Annotated in this window: 18 protein-coding genes, 1 tRNA gene and 1 pseudogene; 9 read left to right on the top strand and 11 right to left on the bottom strand. The window is 64.4% G+C overall.

Going from position 1 to position 18,020, the window contains the following annotated elements; all coding sequences use genetic code 11:
* Positions 1–116 precede the first annotated feature (116 nt).
* Genes SZ64_RS16160 through SZ64_RS16140 form a run of 5 tightly spaced genes read right to left on the bottom strand, consistent with a single transcriptional unit; the run spans position 117 to position 4,289 of the window.
* A complete protein-coding gene (locus tag SZ64_RS16160) occupies positions 117–1,970 on the bottom strand; it encodes a ferrous iron transporter B (protein ID WP_054531767.1) in 1,854 nt (617 codons plus the stop codon).
* Positions 1,967–2,221: a FeoA family protein gene (locus SZ64_RS16155; RefSeq protein WP_054531766.1), complete on the bottom strand. Its 255-nt coding sequence runs from the start codon at positions 2,219–2,221 to the stop codon at positions 1,967–1,969. The genes SZ64_RS16160 and SZ64_RS16155 overlap by 4 nt, the downstream gene beginning before the upstream one ends.
* Positions 2,222–2,267: 46 nt before the next feature.
* Positions 2,268–2,993, bottom strand: coding sequence for a hypothetical protein (locus tag SZ64_RS16150; RefSeq protein ID WP_156313668.1), 726 nt, complete (start codon positions 2,991–2,993; stop codon positions 2,268–2,270).
* Between the two features lie 17 nt (positions 2,994–3,010).
* Positions 3,011–3,685: a COQ9 family protein gene (locus SZ64_RS16145; protein ID WP_054531764.1), complete on the bottom strand. Its 675-nt coding sequence runs from the start codon at positions 3,683–3,685 to the stop codon at positions 3,011–3,013.
* Positions 3,669–4,289 carry an ankyrin repeat domain-containing protein gene (locus tag SZ64_RS16140; RefSeq protein WP_054531763.1) on the bottom strand — a complete coding sequence of 207 codons (621 nt, stop codon included), beginning with the start codon at positions 4,287–4,289 and terminating at the stop codon, positions 3,669–3,671. Before SZ64_RS16140 ends, SZ64_RS16145 begins: the two co-directional genes overlap by 17 nt.
* Positions 4,290–4,389: 100 nt before the next feature.
* Here SZ64_RS16140 and SZ64_RS16135 point away from each other — a divergent pair, with 100 nt between their 5' ends.
* Genes SZ64_RS16135 through SZ64_RS16110 form a run of 6 tightly spaced genes read left to right on the top strand, consistent with a single transcriptional unit; the run spans position 4,390 to position 8,354 of the window.
* The gene (locus SZ64_RS16135) at positions 4,390–5,001 is read left to right on the top strand and encodes an SCO family protein (protein WP_241773067.1); all 612 of its coding nucleotides are present in this window, start codon (positions 4,390–4,392) and stop codon (positions 4,999–5,001) included.
* A 6-nt stretch (positions 5,002–5,007) separates the two neighbouring features.
* Positions 5,008–5,493, top strand: a complete 486-nt coding sequence (locus SZ64_RS16130; protein ID WP_054531761.1) for a YcgN family cysteine cluster protein — start codon at positions 5,008–5,010, stop codon at positions 5,491–5,493.
* Positions 5,490–6,212: a SprT family zinc-dependent metalloprotease gene (locus tag SZ64_RS16125; protein WP_054531760.1), complete on the top strand. Its 723-nt coding sequence runs from the start codon at positions 5,490–5,492 to the stop codon at positions 6,210–6,212. Before SZ64_RS16130 ends, SZ64_RS16125 begins: the two co-directional genes overlap by 4 nt.
* Positions 6,213–6,266: 54 nt before the next feature.
* Positions 6,267–6,773 (top strand): hypothetical protein, encoded by a 507-nt coding sequence (locus SZ64_RS18975; protein WP_054531759.1) that lies wholly within the window; start codon positions 6,267–6,269, stop codon positions 6,771–6,773.
* Positions 6,760–7,722 carry a bifunctional diaminohydroxyphosphoribosylaminopyrimidine deaminase/5-amino-6-(5-phosphoribosylamino)uracil reductase RibD gene (ribD, locus tag SZ64_RS16115; RefSeq protein ID WP_241773066.1) on the top strand — a complete coding sequence of 321 codons (963 nt, stop codon included), beginning with the start codon at positions 6,760–6,762 and terminating at the stop codon, positions 7,720–7,722. The genes SZ64_RS18975 and ribD overlap by 14 nt, the downstream gene beginning before the upstream one ends.
* A gap of 14 nt (positions 7,723–7,736) precedes the next feature.
* Complete coding sequence (locus tag SZ64_RS16110) at positions 7,737–8,354, top strand: riboflavin synthase (protein ID WP_054531758.1); 618 nt, start codon at positions 7,737–7,739, stop codon at positions 8,352–8,354.
* Between the two features lie 118 nt (positions 8,355–8,472).
* Here SZ64_RS16110 and SZ64_RS16105 read toward each other — a convergent pair whose 3' ends face one another.
* The gene (locus tag SZ64_RS16105; protein ID WP_054531757.1) at positions 8,473–9,648 is read right to left on the bottom strand and encodes an amino acid aminotransferase; all 1,176 of its coding nucleotides are present in this window, start codon (positions 9,646–9,648) and stop codon (positions 8,473–8,475) included.
* A gap of 120 nt (positions 9,649–9,768) precedes the next feature.
* Between SZ64_RS16105 and SZ64_RS16100 the strand changes: the two genes are divergently transcribed.
* A complete protein-coding gene (locus SZ64_RS16100; RefSeq protein ID WP_054531756.1) occupies positions 9,769–10,014 on the top strand; it encodes a hypothetical protein in 246 nt (81 codons plus the stop codon).
* A 40-nt stretch (positions 10,015–10,054) separates the two neighbouring features.
* On the opposite strand, the gene SZ64_RS16095 is transcribed toward SZ64_RS16100, so the two are convergent.
* A complete protein-coding gene (locus SZ64_RS16095; protein WP_054532317.1) occupies positions 10,055–10,834 on the bottom strand; it encodes a DUF1134 domain-containing protein in 780 nt (259 codons plus the stop codon).
* A gap of 249 nt (positions 10,835–11,083) precedes the next feature.
* Between SZ64_RS16095 and SZ64_RS16090 the strand changes: the two genes are divergently transcribed.
* Positions 11,084–11,176: transfer RNA gene (locus SZ64_RS16090), tRNA-Ser, on the top strand.
* A gap of 206 nt (positions 11,177–11,382) precedes the next feature.
* A complete protein-coding gene (locus SZ64_RS16085; RefSeq protein WP_156313666.1) occupies positions 11,383–12,102 on the top strand; it encodes a hypothetical protein in 720 nt (239 codons plus the stop codon).
* Here the strand turns inward: SZ64_RS16085 and SZ64_RS18355 are convergent.
* From SZ64_RS18355 to SZ64_RS16065, 4 genes and pseudogenes are all read right to left on the bottom strand, one after another.
* Positions 12,075–12,287, bottom strand: a pseudogene (locus SZ64_RS18355) (GDP-mannose 4,6-dehydratase); the annotation flags it as partial. The gene SZ64_RS16085 and the pseudogene SZ64_RS18355 overlap by 28 nt on opposite strands.
* A 268-nt stretch (positions 12,288–12,555) precedes the next feature.
* The gene (locus tag SZ64_RS16075) at positions 12,556–13,782 is read right to left on the bottom strand and encodes a TolC family protein (protein WP_054531753.1); all 1,227 of its coding nucleotides are present in this window, start codon (positions 13,780–13,782) and stop codon (positions 12,556–12,558) included.
* A 4-nt stretch (positions 13,783–13,786) separates the two neighbouring features.
* Positions 13,787–16,906: a CusA/CzcA family heavy metal efflux RND transporter gene (locus tag SZ64_RS16070; RefSeq protein ID WP_054531752.1), complete on the bottom strand. Its 3,120-nt coding sequence runs from the start codon at positions 16,904–16,906 to the stop codon at positions 13,787–13,789.
* 7 nt (positions 16,907–16,913) lie between these two features.
* Positions 16,914–18,017: an efflux RND transporter periplasmic adaptor subunit gene (locus SZ64_RS16065; RefSeq protein ID WP_054531751.1), complete on the bottom strand. Its 1,104-nt coding sequence runs from the start codon at positions 18,015–18,017 to the stop codon at positions 16,914–16,916.
* Positions 18,018–18,020 lie beyond the last annotated feature (3 nt).

The following is an 18,020-nucleotide window of genomic DNA, read 5'->3' as shown; positions in this document are numbered from 1 at the left end:
TCCTCTTTTCGGGCTACAAACCGCGCGCCTGCGCGCTCCGCTGTCTGATTCCCCAAAGATGTAAGCTCCAGCCTGCCCCAAGCCAACCTTGCGGCCGCGATTTTACACGGCTGAGGCTATAGACCCAGCACCGTGGCGGTCCAGAAGGTCAGCCCCGCGAAGATATAGGCCATGGCGAAGAGATAGCCGAGCATGACCGCTGGCCACTTCCAGCCGTTGGTCTCCCGGCGCGCCACTGCGATTGTGGAGAGGCATTGCGGCGCAAAGACGAACCAGGCAAGAAAGGCCAGCGCCATCGGCAGGGTCCAGCGCGAGGCAAGCTGATCCTCGAGCGCGGATGCCGCCGCATCCTCGTCCGAAGCGTCAATCGCGTATGTGGTCGCCAGCGAGGAAACCGCCACTTCACGCGCTGCCATGGCCGGGATCAGCGCCAGAGCCATTTCGTGATTGAAGCCGATGGGCTTCACCACCACTTCCAGCCCGCTGGCAATCTTGCCCGCGATAGAGGCATTGATCTGGCTTTCGCCCGGACCGGCCTTGGGGAAGCTGAGCAACACCCACAGCACCACGGTGACCGTAAAGATGATCGTACCCGCGCGGCGCAGGAACACCCATGCGCGCTGCCACAGGCCGATCAGCAGGTCAGACAGGCGCGGCAGCTGATATTTCGGCAATTCCATGATGAAACCGGACGCAGCGCCCTTGGTGACCGAACGGCGCAGGATCAGCGCAGCCGCCATGGCGCCGACGATCCCGGCGACATAAAGCGCAAACAGCACCAGCCCTTGCAACCCGATGCCGGGGCCGACCGAGCGTGCCGGGATGAAAGCGCCGATGATCACCGCATAGACCGGCAGGCGCGCCGAACAGGTCATCAGCGGAGCGATCAGGATTGTGGTCAGCCGGTCCTTGGGATCGGAAATGCTGCGCGTGGCCATGATGCCCGGAATCGCGCAGGCGAAGCTGGACAGCAGCGGAATGAAGCTGCGGCCTGAAAGGCCCACAGACGCCATCAACCGGTCCATAATGAAGGCCGCTCGGGCCATATAACCCGTCGCCTCCATTACGAGGATGAAGAAGAACAGGATCACGATCTGCGGCAGGAAGACCACCACGGAACCGACGCCGGCCAGCACGCCCTGCACCAGCAAATCCTGCGCGAAACCGGCCGGAACGATCCGTGTCGTCAGATCAGAAAGCCAGGCCACCACGCCTTCCAGCGCATCGGCAAAGGGCGTGGCCCAGGCGAACACCGCCTGAAAGATGACGAACAGAAGCGCGAAGAGGATCGGCGGGCCGAGCCAGGGATGCAACAGCAGCCGGTCCATGCGGGCATGGAGGCGATGCTGGCGCGTTTCGGAGATGATCGCGCCCTTGGCGATGTTGTTCGCCATCAGGCGCCGCTCGGGCTGAGTGATGTGCGGACGCGGATGGTCCTTGGGATCGCGTTCCGCCCGCGCCTCTGCCGAGGCGATGGCCTGCGCCAGTTCGGGAAGGCCACGGCGGCGCACTGCGACGGTGGGAATTACCGGCACACCGAGCGCCTGCTCCAGCGCATTGGGATCGATCACCAGCCCGTCGCGTTCGGCAAGGTCGACCATATTGAGTGCCACCACGGTGGGGCGCCCCAGTTCGAGCACCTCCTGCGCGAAGACCAGATGCTGTTCGATATTGGAGGCATCGAGCACGACGATCAGCACGTCGGGCTGTGCCTCGCCGACGAATTCGCCGAAAATGACCTTGCGCGTCACTTCCTCGTCCGGGCTGGTGGCATCGAAACCATAGCTGCCGGGCAAGTCGATCAGCTCAACCGGTTCCCCCGTCGGAAGGATAAGGCGTCCGGCCTTCCGTTCCACTGTAACGCCAGGATAATTGGCGATCTTCTGGCGGGCGCCGGTCAGTGCGTTGAACAGCGCACTCTTGCCCGCATTGGGGTTGCCGACGAGGGCTGCCGTGCGTTTGCCGCTCATCGTGCGGCCTCCGCCAGTTCCTCGACTTCCATGGCGCGGGCGTGGCTGCGGCGCAGGGCCACCGTCATACGGCCGACGGCAAGCGCGATCGGGTCTCTGCCGGCAAAAACACCGCGATGGGCAATCTCGACCTCGGCCCCCTTGTCGATCCCCAGAGCGCGCAGGCGAGTCGCCTCTTCAGGGGCGAGAATCCCCCAATCTACTGCGGTAATGCGAGCACGGCGGCCGGTCGGCAAGGCATCGAGGTTCATGCCAGCCCGCTGCCAGACTTGGACGCTAATTGCAACTGGTTCGCAATTAGAAATGTGACGATTTGCTTGCCTCGCCAGGGGCTAGCGGCGGCCTCGAAACGCTGGACGGAGCGCCGGCCCCAGTCTGAATCTTCACGATGGACAATTCATCGAACAGGAAACCGGTCGAGACACTCTTCCAAGGCAGCCCTGCATCATCCGGGCAATCCCACTGCACGGTAACCCAACCCAAATTGGAGGAGCGCGGTTTGGCTGCCGTGCAACTGTCGAAATTCGAAAGACTGTCCATCGAAAATGGCGCTGTGCTCTCGGGCAGTTTCTTCCAGCGATCGCCCTCGACAGTATAGGGTTTGCCAATCACCTCTTCGCGTTCCAGCGCCACGCTATCGCGGAGTTTCGCCGCAGCCAACAGGCGCACCACCTTGTCCTGCCGTCCGGCGGAGAACTTGCGCTCTCGCTCTGCCCGCTTGGAGGCCTCGATTGCCGCCGGAATGGCCGCCTCTTCGTCCACAATCACGAGGCGCCCCTCGCGAAAATTCCCGCTCACCCGCATGCCAACGCACTTTGCCTTGTCAGGCTCGTCCGCCAGCTTCGACATCACCCAAACGATCCGGCCCTCCGTGGCGACCAGCGCCCCCGGCTCAAGGCCGCATGTCTGTTCGGCATCCGCAACGAACGACTCGTCACCGGAAGGCTCAGCGTTGACGGAGGGTGCGAGAAAGACCGTCGGCAGAAGAACCGCCAACACGGCAGTGGAGCGAAACGGTTTCATTTCCGCCCCCGCCAATATCACCGTGCCGGATATCTCAGCCGCCCGAGGAAGCGGGTCATCGAAAAGTGCTCGCGATCACGCAGCAGGTTCGCCTTGGCCTTTTCGAACTTCATGATTCCTTCGATGCGGCGATCGAGGAAGGCGCGCGTCTCTGCCTTGCCTTCGCTCTCGTCGCCCACGAAGACGGCGAGCGTCGCACCGTAAATCCCTTCGAGGATCGCGCGCTTGGTATAATGATTGTAATCGGCGGCATTATCGCCCGCGAGCCGCCACATCAGGTCCGCACTGCGCCAGCCCTGACGGAGCGCAGCGGGTGCATTCTGCGGCATGGACTGAATGGCAAGCGCACGACGCATTGCCTCTTCCCTGCCGATGGCGGCCGAAAGGCGGAACCACACCAATTCGCGAATCCGTTCACGCACTTTCATTCCCGCCAGCGTCTCGGGCGGGAAAGCGCGGATCATTTCTGCGTCGATATGCTCGACCCATGCCGCGATCAGACCCATCGCCCCACCGGGGAAAGCAAGTCGCGCAACGGCCTGATCGATCCCCGCGCTCTCGGCTGCGGCATCCACCGCAGCCTCGGTCCAGCCATCGAATGCCACAGCATCGGCAATCAGCGGGGCTAGCCATAGGCGGATTTCGTCAAGCGTCGGGTCCTGCGGCAGGATCGCTTCAGAACGCAGGGCCATAACGCGCTGCTCCTTCCCGCTCGCCCTTGGGCTTTTCGTTCTTCTCGATTTCCTGGACGAGGGTACTGTTCGCCCCGTCATACATGGCATAGTCGCGCGCCGAACGGCCGGAACTGTCCGCCCGATCCGGATCGGCGCCGCCCTTGAGCAGCACGCGGATTGTGGGAATATCACGCCGGTGAACTGCGGCGATCAAGGGCGTTTCGCCAGTCGAATTGGCGACGTCCACCTTGGCCCCACGCTTGATCAGTTCGCTGACCCCGTCGAGATAGCCAAGCTGGCTGGCCAGAACGAGCGGCGTAACGCCCTTCTTGTCGGCGACATTCGGATTGGCGCCCTGCTGGCAGAGGAACTTGATCCAGGTGAGATTGCGCTGTGCCACCACGATGTGCAGCGCGGATTCGCCCGTGGTGATGTCCTGCGAATTGACCAGAGTGGTGCTGTGATCCTGCAGCAGCTTTACCGCATCGTCGCCATTGCCATCCTTCACTGCCTTCAGGAACTGATAGCCCGGCGAATATTGCGCCTGTGCAGGCGATGCCAGGGCGAGCGCCCCCGCGATTGCCGGAAGGACCAATGCCGAAATGCGCCCAAGCCGCGCCACTGTGCAATCTCCTGCCTCTTTCGGGCCCGTGCGGTTGAGCCCCCTTATGATGACTCACCCCTTGCGAGAGGCGGGTTAGCAGAGCATGAACCGGCGCGCCATGTGGAAAGCCAAACACGCATTCGCCCCGATAGCTGCAATCGCCCTGACATTGTCCCTAACGGGCTGCGGTCAGAAATCCTCCGGCGGAGTTCCCGCCGACGCGCCACTGGCCGGCGCGGCGATCGGCGGGCCGTTCGATCTGGTGGACGCCGCTGGCAAGCCGGTGAAGTGGTCCGACTTCGACGGGAAATACCGCATCGTCTATTTCGGCTATACCTATTGTCCCGATGTCTGCCCCACCGATGTTGCGCGGATCATGCAAGGCTATGCCAAATTCAAGGCCGATGAGCCGGAACTGGCGGCACAGGTGCAGCCGATCTTCATTTCGGTCGACCCCGAACGCGACACGCCCGCCAAGGTGGGCGAATTCACTCACGCCTTTTCGGACGATCTCATCGGCCTGACTGGCACACCCGAACAGGTGAAGGCCGCGGCTGACGCCTTCAAGGTCTACTATAAGAAGGGTGAGACCTCCTCCGGCGGCGGCTATCTGGTCGATCACAGCGGCGTTACCTATCTGATGGGGCCGAAGGGCGAACCCATCGCGCTGCTGCCGGTGGACAAAGGCCCCGCAGCCGTCGCCGCCGATCTCGCCCGCTGGGTCAGCTAGGGCGAAATGGACAAGCTGGGTAACCAGAAATTGCGCTTCCGCTTCTGGGAGTTGCCGCTGGCAGATCTCAATCGCGCCGAGTGGGAAGCCCTGTGCGACGGGTGCGGGCGCTGCTGCCTGCACAAGCTGGAAGATGCCGACACGGGCGAAGTGGTGGATACCAATGTCGCCTGCCGCCTGCTCGATACGCGCACCGGCCAGTGCAAGGATTATCGCAATCGCAAGGCCTATGTTCCCGATTGCCTTCGGCTGACGCTCAAGCTGGTGAAGGAAATCCGCTGGCTGCCCGATAGCTGCGCCTATCGCCGTCGGGCGGACGGGCGGCCCCTGCCGGGCTGGCATTACCTGATCTCGGGCGATCGCAACGCGGTGCATGCCGCCGGCGTTTCGGCAGTAGGCCGTGCCATCAGCGAAACCGAGGCCGGGCCGCTTGAACATCACATCGTGGAATGGGCGAATTCCGGGGACGAGTGGCCGGAAGGCAGCGCATGATCGACTGGCTGCGCCGCGCCCCTGCCGATCCGCGCATGGAATTGTGCGGGCGGCAGGTGCCGGTGACCATCCGACGCCACCCCACCGCCCGGCGGATGACCCTGCGCCTTGCGCCCGATGGCAGCGAAGTGCGCCTGACCCTGCCGCGCTGGGGCCGCACGCTCGACGGGCTGGATTTCGCCGCGAGCCGACGCGACTGGCTGGAGGCACAGATGGCACGCCTGCCTTCTGCTTCCCCGCCCGAGGCTGGCGGCCTGGTGCTTTATCGCGGCGAGGAAGTAGCGATTCGCTGGCATGAACCGGCACGGCGGCGCCCGGTGCTGGACGATGGCATGCTGCTGGTCGGCGGCCCGCAGGATGGTGTCGCTGCACGCATCAGGCGCTGGCTGGAGGCCGAGGCACTGCACCATCTGGAAGCGGACCTTGCCCATTATTGCGCCGCTGCCGGAAAGCCCGCCCCGCCCCTGCGTCTCTCACGCGCGCAGCGCCGCTGGGGGAGCTGCGCGAGCGACGGAACGATCCGGATCAACTGGCGCTTGATCCAGGCGCCGGACCATGTCCGCCGGTCGGTCGTAGCGCATGAAGTTGCCCATCTCAGCCATTTCGACCATTCGCCCGCATTCCATGCCCGGCTGGCGGAATTGTTCGAAGGGGACGTGAAATCGGCCAACCGGTGGCTGAAAGCCCATGGAAGGCGCCTTTACGCCAGCTTTGGCTGACCCGGCCCGAGAAGAAAGCTGGCGAAGCGGCGATCCAGCGCCTACATCCGCACCATGGCTTTTTGGCGCAAAGTTTCCCCTGTGGGCGCAGCGAAGGATTTCGCGCATGTCTGGCGCGGCAATCCCTATCGCTGGCGTGTGCTAGCAATTTCCATCGCCGCGACGATAGGACTGATGGCGATCATGATTCCCAAGAGCGAGCGGATCATTCCACGCCCGCCGGAAGTGACCTTCATCAGCACCTTCGAAGCCGGGCGCAGCGATGCGCAGATCGAGGCTTCCAACCTTGCGAACCAGAAGAAGCAGGACGCGATCCGGGTGAAGCTGGCCGAGCAGGAAGAATATCGCAAGAACCTCTATCGCCAGCTTGGCCGCATGACCGGCGTCGATGTCGACAAGATGGAACGCGAGATCAAGCAGGAGCAGGCAGAGGAAGCCGCCGCTGCCAAGGCAGAAGCCAAGAAGGCGCAAATGCAGGCCATTCAGGCCCAGCAGGAAGCCGCCGCCCAGGCACAGGCTGAAGTTCCCGGAGCCGGGGCACAGCCCGTTGCCACTCAGTAAAGAGGATTCGCGCTGGCTGTCGGCCGCAGCCGCTCTGGCCCTGCGCGGCAGGCCGCTGAGCCGCCCCAACCCCGCCGTCGGCGCCATCGTGGTGAAGGACGGCATCGTTGTGGGCGAAGGCTGGACCCAGCCCGGCGGACGCCCCCATGCGGAGGCCGTTGCCCTTGCTCAGGCAGGCGATGCAGCGCGCGGAGCCACGCTCTATGTCACGCTGGAACCCTGCGCCCATGAAAGTGCGCGCGGCCCCTGCTGCACCGATCTGACAATCGCTGCCGGAGTGGCCCGCGTGGCGGTGGGCGTCGAAGATCCCGATCCCCGCACAGCGGGTGACGGGATTGCGCGGCTCAGGGCTGACGGAATTGCGGCTATACTGGCGCACGACCCGGCCTGCCGCGCCGGTCTTGCCGGATACCTCATGCGCAAGGCCGGTGGGCGGCCCTTCGTCACGCTCAAGCTGGCCCTGACGGCAGACGGCTTCATCGCCCGGCTTGATGGCACCAGCAAATGGATCACCGGGCCGGAATCGCGGGCGCACGCACATATGGAACGCGCGATGAGCGATGCGATCCTTGTCGGTGGCGGAACCCTGCGCGCCGATGCCCCCCGCCTCGACGTGCGGCTGCCCGGTCTCGAACAGCGCAGCCCGCGCCGCTATGTGCTGACGCGCGGCGCAGCGCCCGATGGCTGGCACCGCCTTGCTGCACCCGCAGACATTTCCGGGCTGAACGATGTGCAATATCTGATGATCGAAGGCGGATCGGAAGTCGCGGCTGCATTCCTCGATGCGAGGCTGGTGGACAGGCTGCTGCTCTATCGCGCGCCTGTCACTTTCGGCAGCGGCATTCCGGCATTCCGCAATCCCGGCCCCGACCGCGTGCCCGATGGCTGGACCCTTGTGGACCGGCGCCAGCTTGGCAGCGACCGGATGGAAGTCTATCAGCCCGCCTGACACAGGAGGCAGCATTGTTCACCGGCATCGTCACCGCCATCGGCACTATCCGCGAGAGCGAACAGCGGGGCGACCTGCGCGTCACCATCGACTGCGCCTATGACCCGGCGCTAATCGCCATCGGCGCCTCCATTGCCTGTTCGGGCGCCTGCATGACGGTAGTGGAAAAGGGCGGCACTGCCGGTGACGCATGGTTCGCGGTAGACGTTTCGGGCGAAAGCGTATCTCGCACCGCACCCGGCATCTGGAACACAGGATCGCGCCTGAATCTGGAACAATCCTTGAAGCTGGGCGACGAACTGGGCGGCCATATCGTGTCGGGCCACGTCGATGCAGTAGGCCACGTGGTGCGGATCGTCCCCGAAGGCGATTCGGCGCGTTTCACCATTTCCGCCCCCGCCGAACTGGCCCCCTATATCGCGCCCAAAGGCTCGATCGCAGTCAACGGCGTGTCCCTGACGGTGAACGAAGTGGACGACCAGCCCGATGGCACAGTCCATTTCGGAATGAACATCATCCCGCACACGGCGGAGGTAACCACCATCGGCGCACTGACGCCGGGCGACGCCGTGAATTTGGAGATCGATACTGTGGCCCGCTATCTCAAGCGGATGCAGGATCTGCGCGCATAAGTTCCGTGCCATCGGGCGCGCCGCCCGGCCCCGGACAATGAAAAGGGGGCGCGCCCAAAGCCGCCCCCTTCATCATTCGTCGCGCCGACACGTCCTCCCCCGAAGGGAAGGAACCGGATCAGGCCGTAACCGCTGCAAGAGCGGCGATGAACTTTTCGATATTGCCCATGGTCAGACCAGCGATGTTGATGCGCCCGGAACCCGCCATGTAGACGCCGTGGTCTTCACGCAGCTTGAGAATCTGTTCCGGCGTCAGCGCCAGCATGGAGAACAGGCCGTTCTGAGTCCCGCAGGGCGTAAGGTCGAGCGTGCCGACCTTGCCTGCCGCGCCAAGGCGATCACGCACCTGACGCATGCGAGCACGCATATCGTCCAGCTCGTCCAGCCACATCTGGGTGAAGGCCGGATCGCGCAGGATCAGGCGAACGGCAGCCGCGCCGTGATCCGGCGGCATCGACCATGCCGCACGGGCCAGAGTGTGGCCATTGGAAAGGATCGCATCGACCTGACCGGCATCGGCAGCCATCGCGTAAACCGCACCCACGCGGTCGCGATAGAGGCCGAAATTCTTGTCGCAGCTGTAGGCGATCAGGGCCTCGGGCACCGAGGCCAGCACCTTGCGCACGCCATAGGCATCCGCTTCCATCCCCATGCCCAGGCCCTGATAGGCCAGATCGAGGATCGGCAGCACGCCGGTTTCGGCAAGCAGGGCGGCAATCTCGTCCCACTGGGCATCGGTGTAGTCGATGCCGGTAGGGTTGTGGCAGCAGCCGTGCAGCAGCACGGCATCGCCCTTGGCGGCCTGCTTCAGCGCGGCGCGTAGCGCGTCCATATCGGCCGTGCCATCTGCGCCAGCATGGTTGAAGCCCTGCAGCGGCATGTCGAGATCCTTCAGGATCTGGGCATGGTTCGGCCAGCTGGGCGTGCCCATCCACACAGTGCCCACGCCCGAACGCTTGGCCAGGGCCAGTGCAAGACGCACGGCGCCGGTACCGCCCGGCGTCTGCATGCCTTCGATGCGGCCGCCCATCGTGGGGTCCGAGCCGAAGATGTAGGGCATCAGCGCATGGACGAAGCCCATATCGCCTTCCGGCCCGAGGTAGGCCTTGGAATCCTGTTCTTCCACCAGCTTGCGCTCTGCCGCCTTGATCGCGGCGAACACGGGTGTCGCGCCGTCGTCCGTGCGATAGACGCCCACGCCAAGGTCGATCTTGTCGGCACGGGTGTCCGCGTCATAGAGCTTGATCAGCGCAAGAAGCGCGTCGGGCGGCTGCTGGGTGAGGTTCTCTAGCATGGCGCGCCCCTAGCCGCGCCTGCCCCTTCGGGGCAAGCGGGAAAAACGCGCCGGAAGCTCGCAATTTCGCGGGCTGTCCCCAGATAGCCACAGGATGGAACCGCAAAGGGGAGAGCGGCGATGTTCGAAGCTGTGCTGGTGGCCCTTGGCGGCGCGCTGATTGCCCTGACAGCGTCCGGCTGGATGATGGCCCGCGCGCGCCGGAAAGCCCTGCCCGAAAGGCCGCGCAACCGCGGCGGCGAGATCGTGCTGATGATCGGAATGATCTTTTCCAGCGTGCTGGATCCGAAGGCGAAAGTCAGCGCCGATCAGATCGACGACCAGAAGCGCAATCGGAAAAACGAATCGGGGCGGGAGAACGAATGATCGCCCTCCCGATCCTGATTCAGATCGCCCGCCTGTCAGATCAGAAGGGCAGCCACTTCTGCTTCTTAGAGAACTTCATGTAGCCCACATTGATCCCCAGCCGCAGGCCCGCGCCCATGCGCACCGGGATCAGCACCACATCGCCCTTGCGCAGATAGGAAACGTGGAAGCCGCCGATCAGATAGGCCTGCCCTTCCCCTGCGCCATAGGTTTCGAACAGGTCTTGCGTGTCGAACAAATTGTAGACCAGCACGAAGGTGTTGGCAGCATTCGCGCCCACATCCACGCCCAGCGACGGGCCACGCCAGTAGACCGGCTGCTGGCCTTCCACCTTGTGATAGAGCGTGCCCGAGCCATAGCGTGCGCCGAAGATGAACGCGCCGCCGCCTTCGCGCCCGACGATATAGGCATTGGGCTCGCCCTGCTTCTTCAGGATGTCCTCGATCATGCGGGCGAGGCCTTCCGCGCCCTTGCCGAACACGCCTTCGGCCGCGCCGATCAGATCGTCCTTCTTGTAGGTTTCGCCCTGGCTGGTGGTGGCAGCCTGCGTGGCGGCATCGGAAGCGTCCGCCGGTGCGGCCGGCGTCGCACTGGCAGGGGGCAGGTCCAGCACGCGGTCCCGCTCTTCCGGCGTGGGATAGGGATCGACCACCGGGGGATCTTCCGCCGGCGGCGGGGAATATGTCGGCTGGTAGGTCGGCTGGGGGCTGGCCAGATCGCCGTCGATCGTGGCCGATGGATCGACCGTCTCGATCTGCGCGGCGGCCGGCTGCGCTGCCAGCAACGCGGCGCAAGCCAGCGCGCCGAGCACGGCCCGCATGTGCGCGGCCTTATGGCCAATGGCGGTGAGTACGGTCATGGCTTCCTCTCGGGTACTGGCCGGATTGGCCAATCAGCAAAAAGAATCCCCCGGGCCTGAAGCGGCAATGAACGCGCGGCAGGGTGAGTCCGATTTGCGGCAGGGCGAGTCTTTGGCGGGCGATGAAAAAGGATCGAAAGATTTCTGGATCACCCACTTGCCGCCTTCCAAAGGCCTCGTTATAGCGCCCGCCCATTGCCGCTGCGATCCGGAGACGTGGGTGAGTGGCTGAAACCAACGGTTTGCTAAACCGTCATACGGGTAAATCCTGTATCGAGGGTTCGAATCCCTCCGTCTCCGCCACCTTTTGTGCAGCGCCGCCGGCTTACGGCGGGCCTCCCAGCCTTTGATCGACGCTGATCTGCCGCCTGTGGCGCGCGGGGATTCGGCGTTTCCGTGCCGGCTGCGCGCTGCGCGGGATGGTGCGGATACATGTGCGGAAATTCCTGTTGCAATGTTGGAACCCATTTGGTTCTTAATGTTTTCCAAAAACGCCAATGGAGTTCTTCATGCACGGAACCTCCCACCAGATCGCCACTCCTGCCGGATATGTCGTACCGCACGCCCTTGCCTATGGCGCACCGGGCGAGGATGCCGATTTCGTCACCCGGCTATCGCCGCTGCCGGTGCGCGATGCGCAAATTTCGCTGATCGAGCGGCTGAACCGCGAAGGTGACAAAACCGGATCGCAGGTCGGCACCCCGTTCAGCAGTTTCACCGCGCCGACCGGTGTCGGCACCGGCTTTCCCGGCCCGCTTGCGCAACCAGCGCCTGGGCGCGCGACCTTTGTCCAATCGTTGCAATTGTTCAGCACGACGCCCATTCAGGGACGCTTCCTGCTGGGCGGGATCGGCTGGCCGGGATTCGGCGCCGGTTCGGACCAGATGGACATCGCCTTTGCCTGCGGCCCGAATTACCCGGCAATCATCCCGGTCAACGCCTTCGTCCGCTCCACCGACAAGGGCAATCTGGGCTCCTACATCGCCCGCTGGCTGGACCCTGCGGTAAGCGGCACCCACTACGTCATCGCAGGCGCCACTGCCTGGACACTGGCGGACAGCCTGAATTTCGAGGCCCGTAAGACCATCCTGTGCGTGGGCGACAGCCTGTGGAACGGCACCGGCCCTTCCAGCGTGGACACTTGTATTCCCTGGCTGGTCAACGCCCATTACCGGCAGAAGGGCATAGACAGCCGTTTCGTGCTCGTCGCATCCGTAAGATCGCCATAATGGAGGTGGAAGCGTGCATCTTCCACGTGAGGATCCTGATAGATCTCCTCGATACGGCCGGTGTTGAACGAGGACGAGCGCCGCTTGACGCCGTGAACCTCGTATCCCTTCTCCAGCAGCAGAGACGCAAGATAGGCGCCGTCTTGGCCGGTGACACCCGTGATGAGCGCAACTTTCGCTGCCAAATTATCCCCCTGTCGTGCAGTTTGGCGATGAGGATTACATCGGGTAGCCCTGAGTAGTTACGAAGGTGTTTGCGGCAACGCAAAAACGGTGAGCCGCCGCAAAACTGCCAGTGAGTTGAACCACTAGCAGCAATGAAGGGCAGACCGATGACAGGCGCGGGATCGCGCCCTTGTCACAATTTTGCTGCAACTGCGAGGTGACGGATCAGGTTCAAATCGAAGGGACACCGGGCGTCGCGGCCGACGTCAGGCCACTTCGCCCGGCAGCCTAGTCTCCCAGCCACAATTGGTGGCTGTCGATCCGCAGCTTGGTAATCGCGCGCTGGGCTTCGGTGCGGGCAGTAGCTTCGGCGCGGAAGGCATCGTGCACCATTCGCTCGGCCAGCAGCCGGTCCGCCAGATCGATTTCGCCCAGTTCGAAACCCTTCCGCATTTTGCTCAGCGCCGCGATCTGGGCATTGAGGCCTTCACGCGCGCGCTTCCAAGCTTCGAAACGGAAACTCGCCTCGGCCACGTCCGAATCCGCCATCTCCCGAACGGAAAAACGCGCGAGCTGCGCATCGGCCTGAGCCGCGCTGGCATCCGCCGCTGCCTGATCGCTCAGCGCCGCGCGATGGCCGCCGCCCAGCGGGATGGAGAAGAGCAGGCCTGCGCCCTTTTCAGCACCGCCACGTTCCGAGAACATCCGCACACCGAAGGATGGGTCGGCCACCTTCTCGCGCCGGGTCCGTTCGGCAAGGCTGTCCATCTTGCGCGCCTGGGCATCGGCCGCGGCAATCTCGTGGCTGTTGGTCAGCACCAGTTCGCGATAATGCTCCAGCCCGCCCTCGGGGATCGCGGGCTGGGGCACCGGCGGCGCTTCCAGCGGCACGGCCAGTGCGGGGAAATGCGCCGCAAGCCGTGCCCGGGCGACATTGGCGCGGCCGGTCGATTCTTCGGCCATCAGCCGCGCCGTGCCAAGCGCGGCCTCCACCTGATCGGCTTCGAGCGGGGCGGCATCCTTCAGTTCCACCCGGCGCTTCACGGCGCCAAGCGCCTGTTCGTAATTGGCTACGGCCTGCCGGTCGACCTCGGCTTCGGCGGTGGCTTCCAGCCAGTCCCACCAATGGCCGGCAAGCAGCAGCGCGGCCTGATGCTTGGCATCCTCGGCCATGTTCTCCGCCGCTTCGACGCCGTGCTGGCCGATCTCCCGGTCAAGCTTTGCCTTGCCGGGCAAACGGAAGGCGCGGCTAAGCTGCGCGTCATATTCGTCAAACGTGCCTTCCTGGTCGATCGTGCGGCGATTGTAGGCACCGGTGAACGTCACTTCATGCACGCCCTTGGCGCGAGCGCGGGCGTCGGCGCGGGCGGCCTCCACCCGGGCGCGGGCCGTCACCACCGAAGGATGATCGTCGAGCGCGGTGTTCACCGCCGCCGCGTCGGGCAGGCCCGGCTCTGCCGCGAGCGGTGCAGCGATAGCCATCAGGGGCAGCAGGAGAAGGATCGTCTTGCGCATCGGCTCAGCCCTCCGCCCCGACAGGTTGCACAGGATTTTCCAGATCGCCCGCCTCACGCTCCGCCGGGCTTTCCCCGAAACGGTTGTAAAGGATGGGCAGCAGGACGAGCGTGAGCAGCGTGGCCGAAACCAGCCCCCCGATCACCACGATGGCCAGCGGCTTCTGGATTTCCGAACCCGGCCCTGTGGCGAAGAGCAGCGGCACAAGGCCGAAGGCAGCAATGGTGGCCGTCATCAGCACCGGACGCAGGCGCCGTTCCGCCCCGCGCCGCACGGCTTCCGCCAGCGACATGCCCTCATCGCGCAATTGCCGGAAATAGCTGACCATCACGAGGCCATTGAGCACTGCGATACCCAGCAACGCGATGAAGCCCACCGATGCGGGAACCGAGAGATATTCGCCCGACGCGGCCAGCGCGATCATCCCGCCCACCATTGCAAAGGGAATGTTCACCAGGATCAGCAGCGAGGCACGGATCGAGCCAAGCGTGAAATAGAGGATCGCGAAGATCATCAGGATCGAGATCGGCAGCACCACGGCCAGTCGGGCGCTGGCGCGCTGCTGGTTTTCGAACTGACCGCCCCAGACGATGCGATAACCCGGTGGCAGGTCAACATTCTGTGCGATGTCGGCCTTGGCTTCCTCGACATAGCCGACAAGGTCACGCCCGGAAACGAAGGCCTGCACCATTGCGAAGCGCGAGCCGTTTTCGTGCTCCAGCTTCACCGGGCCTTCCACGCGGCGGACCTGCGCGATGTCACTGGCGCGGACCAGCTGCCCCGAGGGGGATCGGAACAACTGGTCCGCAAAGGATTGGGGTGTCAGGCCTTGTGTGCCGTCGGCACGCAGCATAATCGGCACGCGGCGGCTGCCTTCGGCCACAACCCCAGCCTGCATGCCTTCAACCTGCGCGCGCATCATGTCCTGGAGATCGTTGATCGGCATTCCAGCGCGGCCTGCTGCAACCCGGTCGATATCGACCTGCAGGTAATCGACCTGGTCATTGGCCACCGTCATGGCCTCACTGGTGCCGTCGATCGTTTCCAGCCGGGTCTGAATCTGGCCCGCCAGCCGCGAAAGCTCGCCAAGGTCCGGGCCGAACAGCTTGAGCGCCAGATCGCCGCGGGCGCCGGTCAGCATTTCGGACGTGCGCATTTCGATCGGCTGGGTGTAGCTCGGCTCGATGCCGGGGAACTGGGCGAGCACCTTGCGGATCTCGTCCACCAGCCATTCCTTGTCCTTCACGCGCCATTCGGAACGCGGCTTGAGCTTGATGAAGCCGTCGCTTTCATTGAGGCCCATCGGGTCCAGCCCGATTTCGTCGGAACCCACGCGCATCACCATCTGTTCGACCTCGGGCACCGCTTCCATCACGGCCTTTTCGACCTTCAGATCGCCCGCGATTGAATGATCGAGCGAGACCGTGGGCAGCTTGGCAAGCTGCAGCACGACGGAGCCTTCATCCATCGTCGGCAGGAAGGTCTTGCCGGTGACCGTATAGGCGCCGACCGTGACCAGCAGCGATGCACCTGCAATTGCGAAGACCCGCTTCTTGTGAGCGAAGGCCGCGCCCAGCGTGCGGGCATAGAAGGGTGAGAGCTTGCGCATCACCCAGGGTTCGTGATGCCCTTCCTTCACCTTCAGCAGGTAGTAGGCCAGCACCGGGATCAGTGTGAGCGACAGCAGCAGCGCCGAAAGCAGCGCCAGCACGATGGTAAGCGCCACCGGGGAGAACAGCTTGCCTTCCAGCCCTTCCAGCGTCAGCAGCGGCAGGAACACCAGCGCGATGATCGCCATGCCCGAGGCCACCGGCTTTGCCACTTCGGCAGAGGCGATGAAGATATTGTGCAGCTTGCCGGCGCGGGCATGTTTCGGATCGCTGAGGCGTTCGACCACATTCTCGACGACCACCACGGCCCCGTCCACCAGCATGCCCACCGCAATGGCCAGCCCGCCAAGGCTCATGAGATTGGCCGTGAGGCCAATGGCGCGCATGAAGATGAAGGTCAGCAAGGCTGCCATCGGCAGGGCCAGCGCCACGATCACCGATGCGCGGAAATCGCCCAGGAACAGCAGCAACAGGATCACGACCAGCACGGTCGCTTCCAGCAATGCTTCCTCCACCGTGCCCACGGCGTGCGAAATCAGTTCCGAACGGTCATAGAAGGGGACGACTTTCATCCCTTCGGGCAGGCTGGGCTTGAGTTCCTCCAGCCGCGTCTTCACTCCGTCCACCACCTTGGCGGCATCCGCGCCCCGCAGGCCGATCACCAGCCCTTCGACAGCCTCGCCCTTGCCGTTTTCCGTCACCGCGCCATAGCGCGTGCGGCTGCCTATGCGGACATTGGCGACATCGCCCACGCGCACCACAGCGCCATTGGCGGTCTTCACCACGACCGAAGCGAGATCGTCCAGCGTGCGGATCGCGCCGGTGGAGCGCACTATCAGTGCCTCTTCCCCCGTGACCAGGCGCCCGGCGCCATCGTTGCGGTTGCCGCCCTCGATCGCGGCAGCAAGATCTGCCGTGCTCAGCCCCGCAGCAGCAAGGGCGCCATTATTCGGCGCGACTTCGAAGGTTTCGACATAGCCACCCAGCGCGTTGACGTCCGCCACGCCCGGCACGGTACGCAAGGCAGGCCGCACGATCCAGTCCAGCACGCGGCGCTTTTCAGCAAGGCTCTGCGGGCCTTCCAGCGTGAACATATACATGTCCGACAGCGGAGTGGAGATCGGCGCCATGCCGCCTTCCACGGTGGCCGGCAGATCGCCCATCACGGCATTGAGCCGCTCCGAAACCTGACTGCGCGCCCAGTAGATGTCCGTCTTGTCGGAGAAATCGATAGTGATGTCGGCAATCGCGTATTTCGCGACCGAGCGCAGCACCGACTGGTTGGGAATGCCCAGCATCTCCATCTCGATCGGCGCAATCACCCGGCTTTCGACTTCCTCGGGCGTCATGCCGGGCGCCTTGAGGATGATCTTCACCTGAGTGGAGCTGATGTCCGGGAAGGCATCGATAGGCAAATTGGCGAAAGACCAACCGCCAATGGCAGCCAGCAGCGCGGCAATGCCCAGCACTGCGAGCCTGAGCGAAAGCGCCTTTTCAACGAGCGTGCGGAGCATGAGTGCCTTACTCCGCCGTCATCGCCTTGAGTTCGGCGATGCCGCTTGCCGCGACAGCCTCACCCGGCTTGAGCCCTTCGGAGATATAGGCCTTGCCCGCCGCCTGTCCGGTGAGCGTGACCTTGCGACTGACGAAGCGGTTGCCGCTGCGCACGAAGACGACATCGTCTTCGCCGATCCGGGTGACAGCAGCGGCGGGAACCGAAACGCCCGGCTTGGCACCCTGCCCCGCGATCACCACCATCACGTTCTTGCCTGCCACAAGGCCCGGTGCCGCGCCAATGCTGGCCTTCGCCATGATCGACCGCGTTTCCGGATCGAGCGAGGGAGCAACCGAGAGGATCTTGCCGCCGACCGTCAGCGGCTTGCCGTCCTCGTCGGTGCCCAGTTCCACTTCCACCGGCATGCCGGGGCGGATGGACCTTGCCAGCCGCTCGGGCAATTGCAGGTCCACGCTGTAAGCGGCGGCGTTTTCGATCACGAAAGGCGCGGTCATGCCATCGACCGGCCCACCAGTCTCCACCGCGACATGCGCGACGCGGCCTGAGATCGGGGCACGCAGGGTCATCGTCCCGTCAGGTCCGGCACCCGCCAGCGAAATGAGCCGCTGCTGTTCCGAAACGGAGGCGCGCGCCTGCCGCAAGGCAGCCTGCGCCTCTTCAGAGCGGGCTTCGGCGATCACGCCTTCCTTTGCGAGCTGAGCCATCCGCTTTGCGCGCGCCTGCGCCAGATCGAGTTCCGCCTCTGCGCGGGCGAGTTCGCCGCGGATTTGCGTCGGCTCTGCCGCGCGAACCAGCGCGAGAGCCTGCCCGCGAGCGACTTCCTGCCCTTCGATCACATAGATACGCACTGCCGCGCCGGGGAAATTAGAGGTCACCGCTACCCGCGCTTCTGGCGGCAGGGTAATCTGGCCGGGGACGACCCCCAAGGGGACGGTGTCGACCGCTTGCGCTGACGCGGTGGTGATACCCAGCCGCTTCATCTGCGCGGCATCCAGCGTGCCAGCAGGTGCTGCTTCCTCCTGCGGCCCTTCAGCCGATTTGTCGGAACAGGCCGCCGTCAGCGCAATCGCGCAGGAGGCAGCAAGCGGGAAAAGGATGCATCTGGCCATGGC

Source organism: Erythrobacter sp. SG61-1L (genome assembly GCF_001305965.1).
In the GTDB taxonomy this organism is placed as follows: Bacteria; Pseudomonadota; Alphaproteobacteria; order Sphingomonadales; family Sphingomonadaceae; genus Andeanibacterium.
The sequence above is the reverse complement of the archived record's forward strand: the minus strand, read 5'-3'. Positions and strand labels throughout refer to the sequence as shown.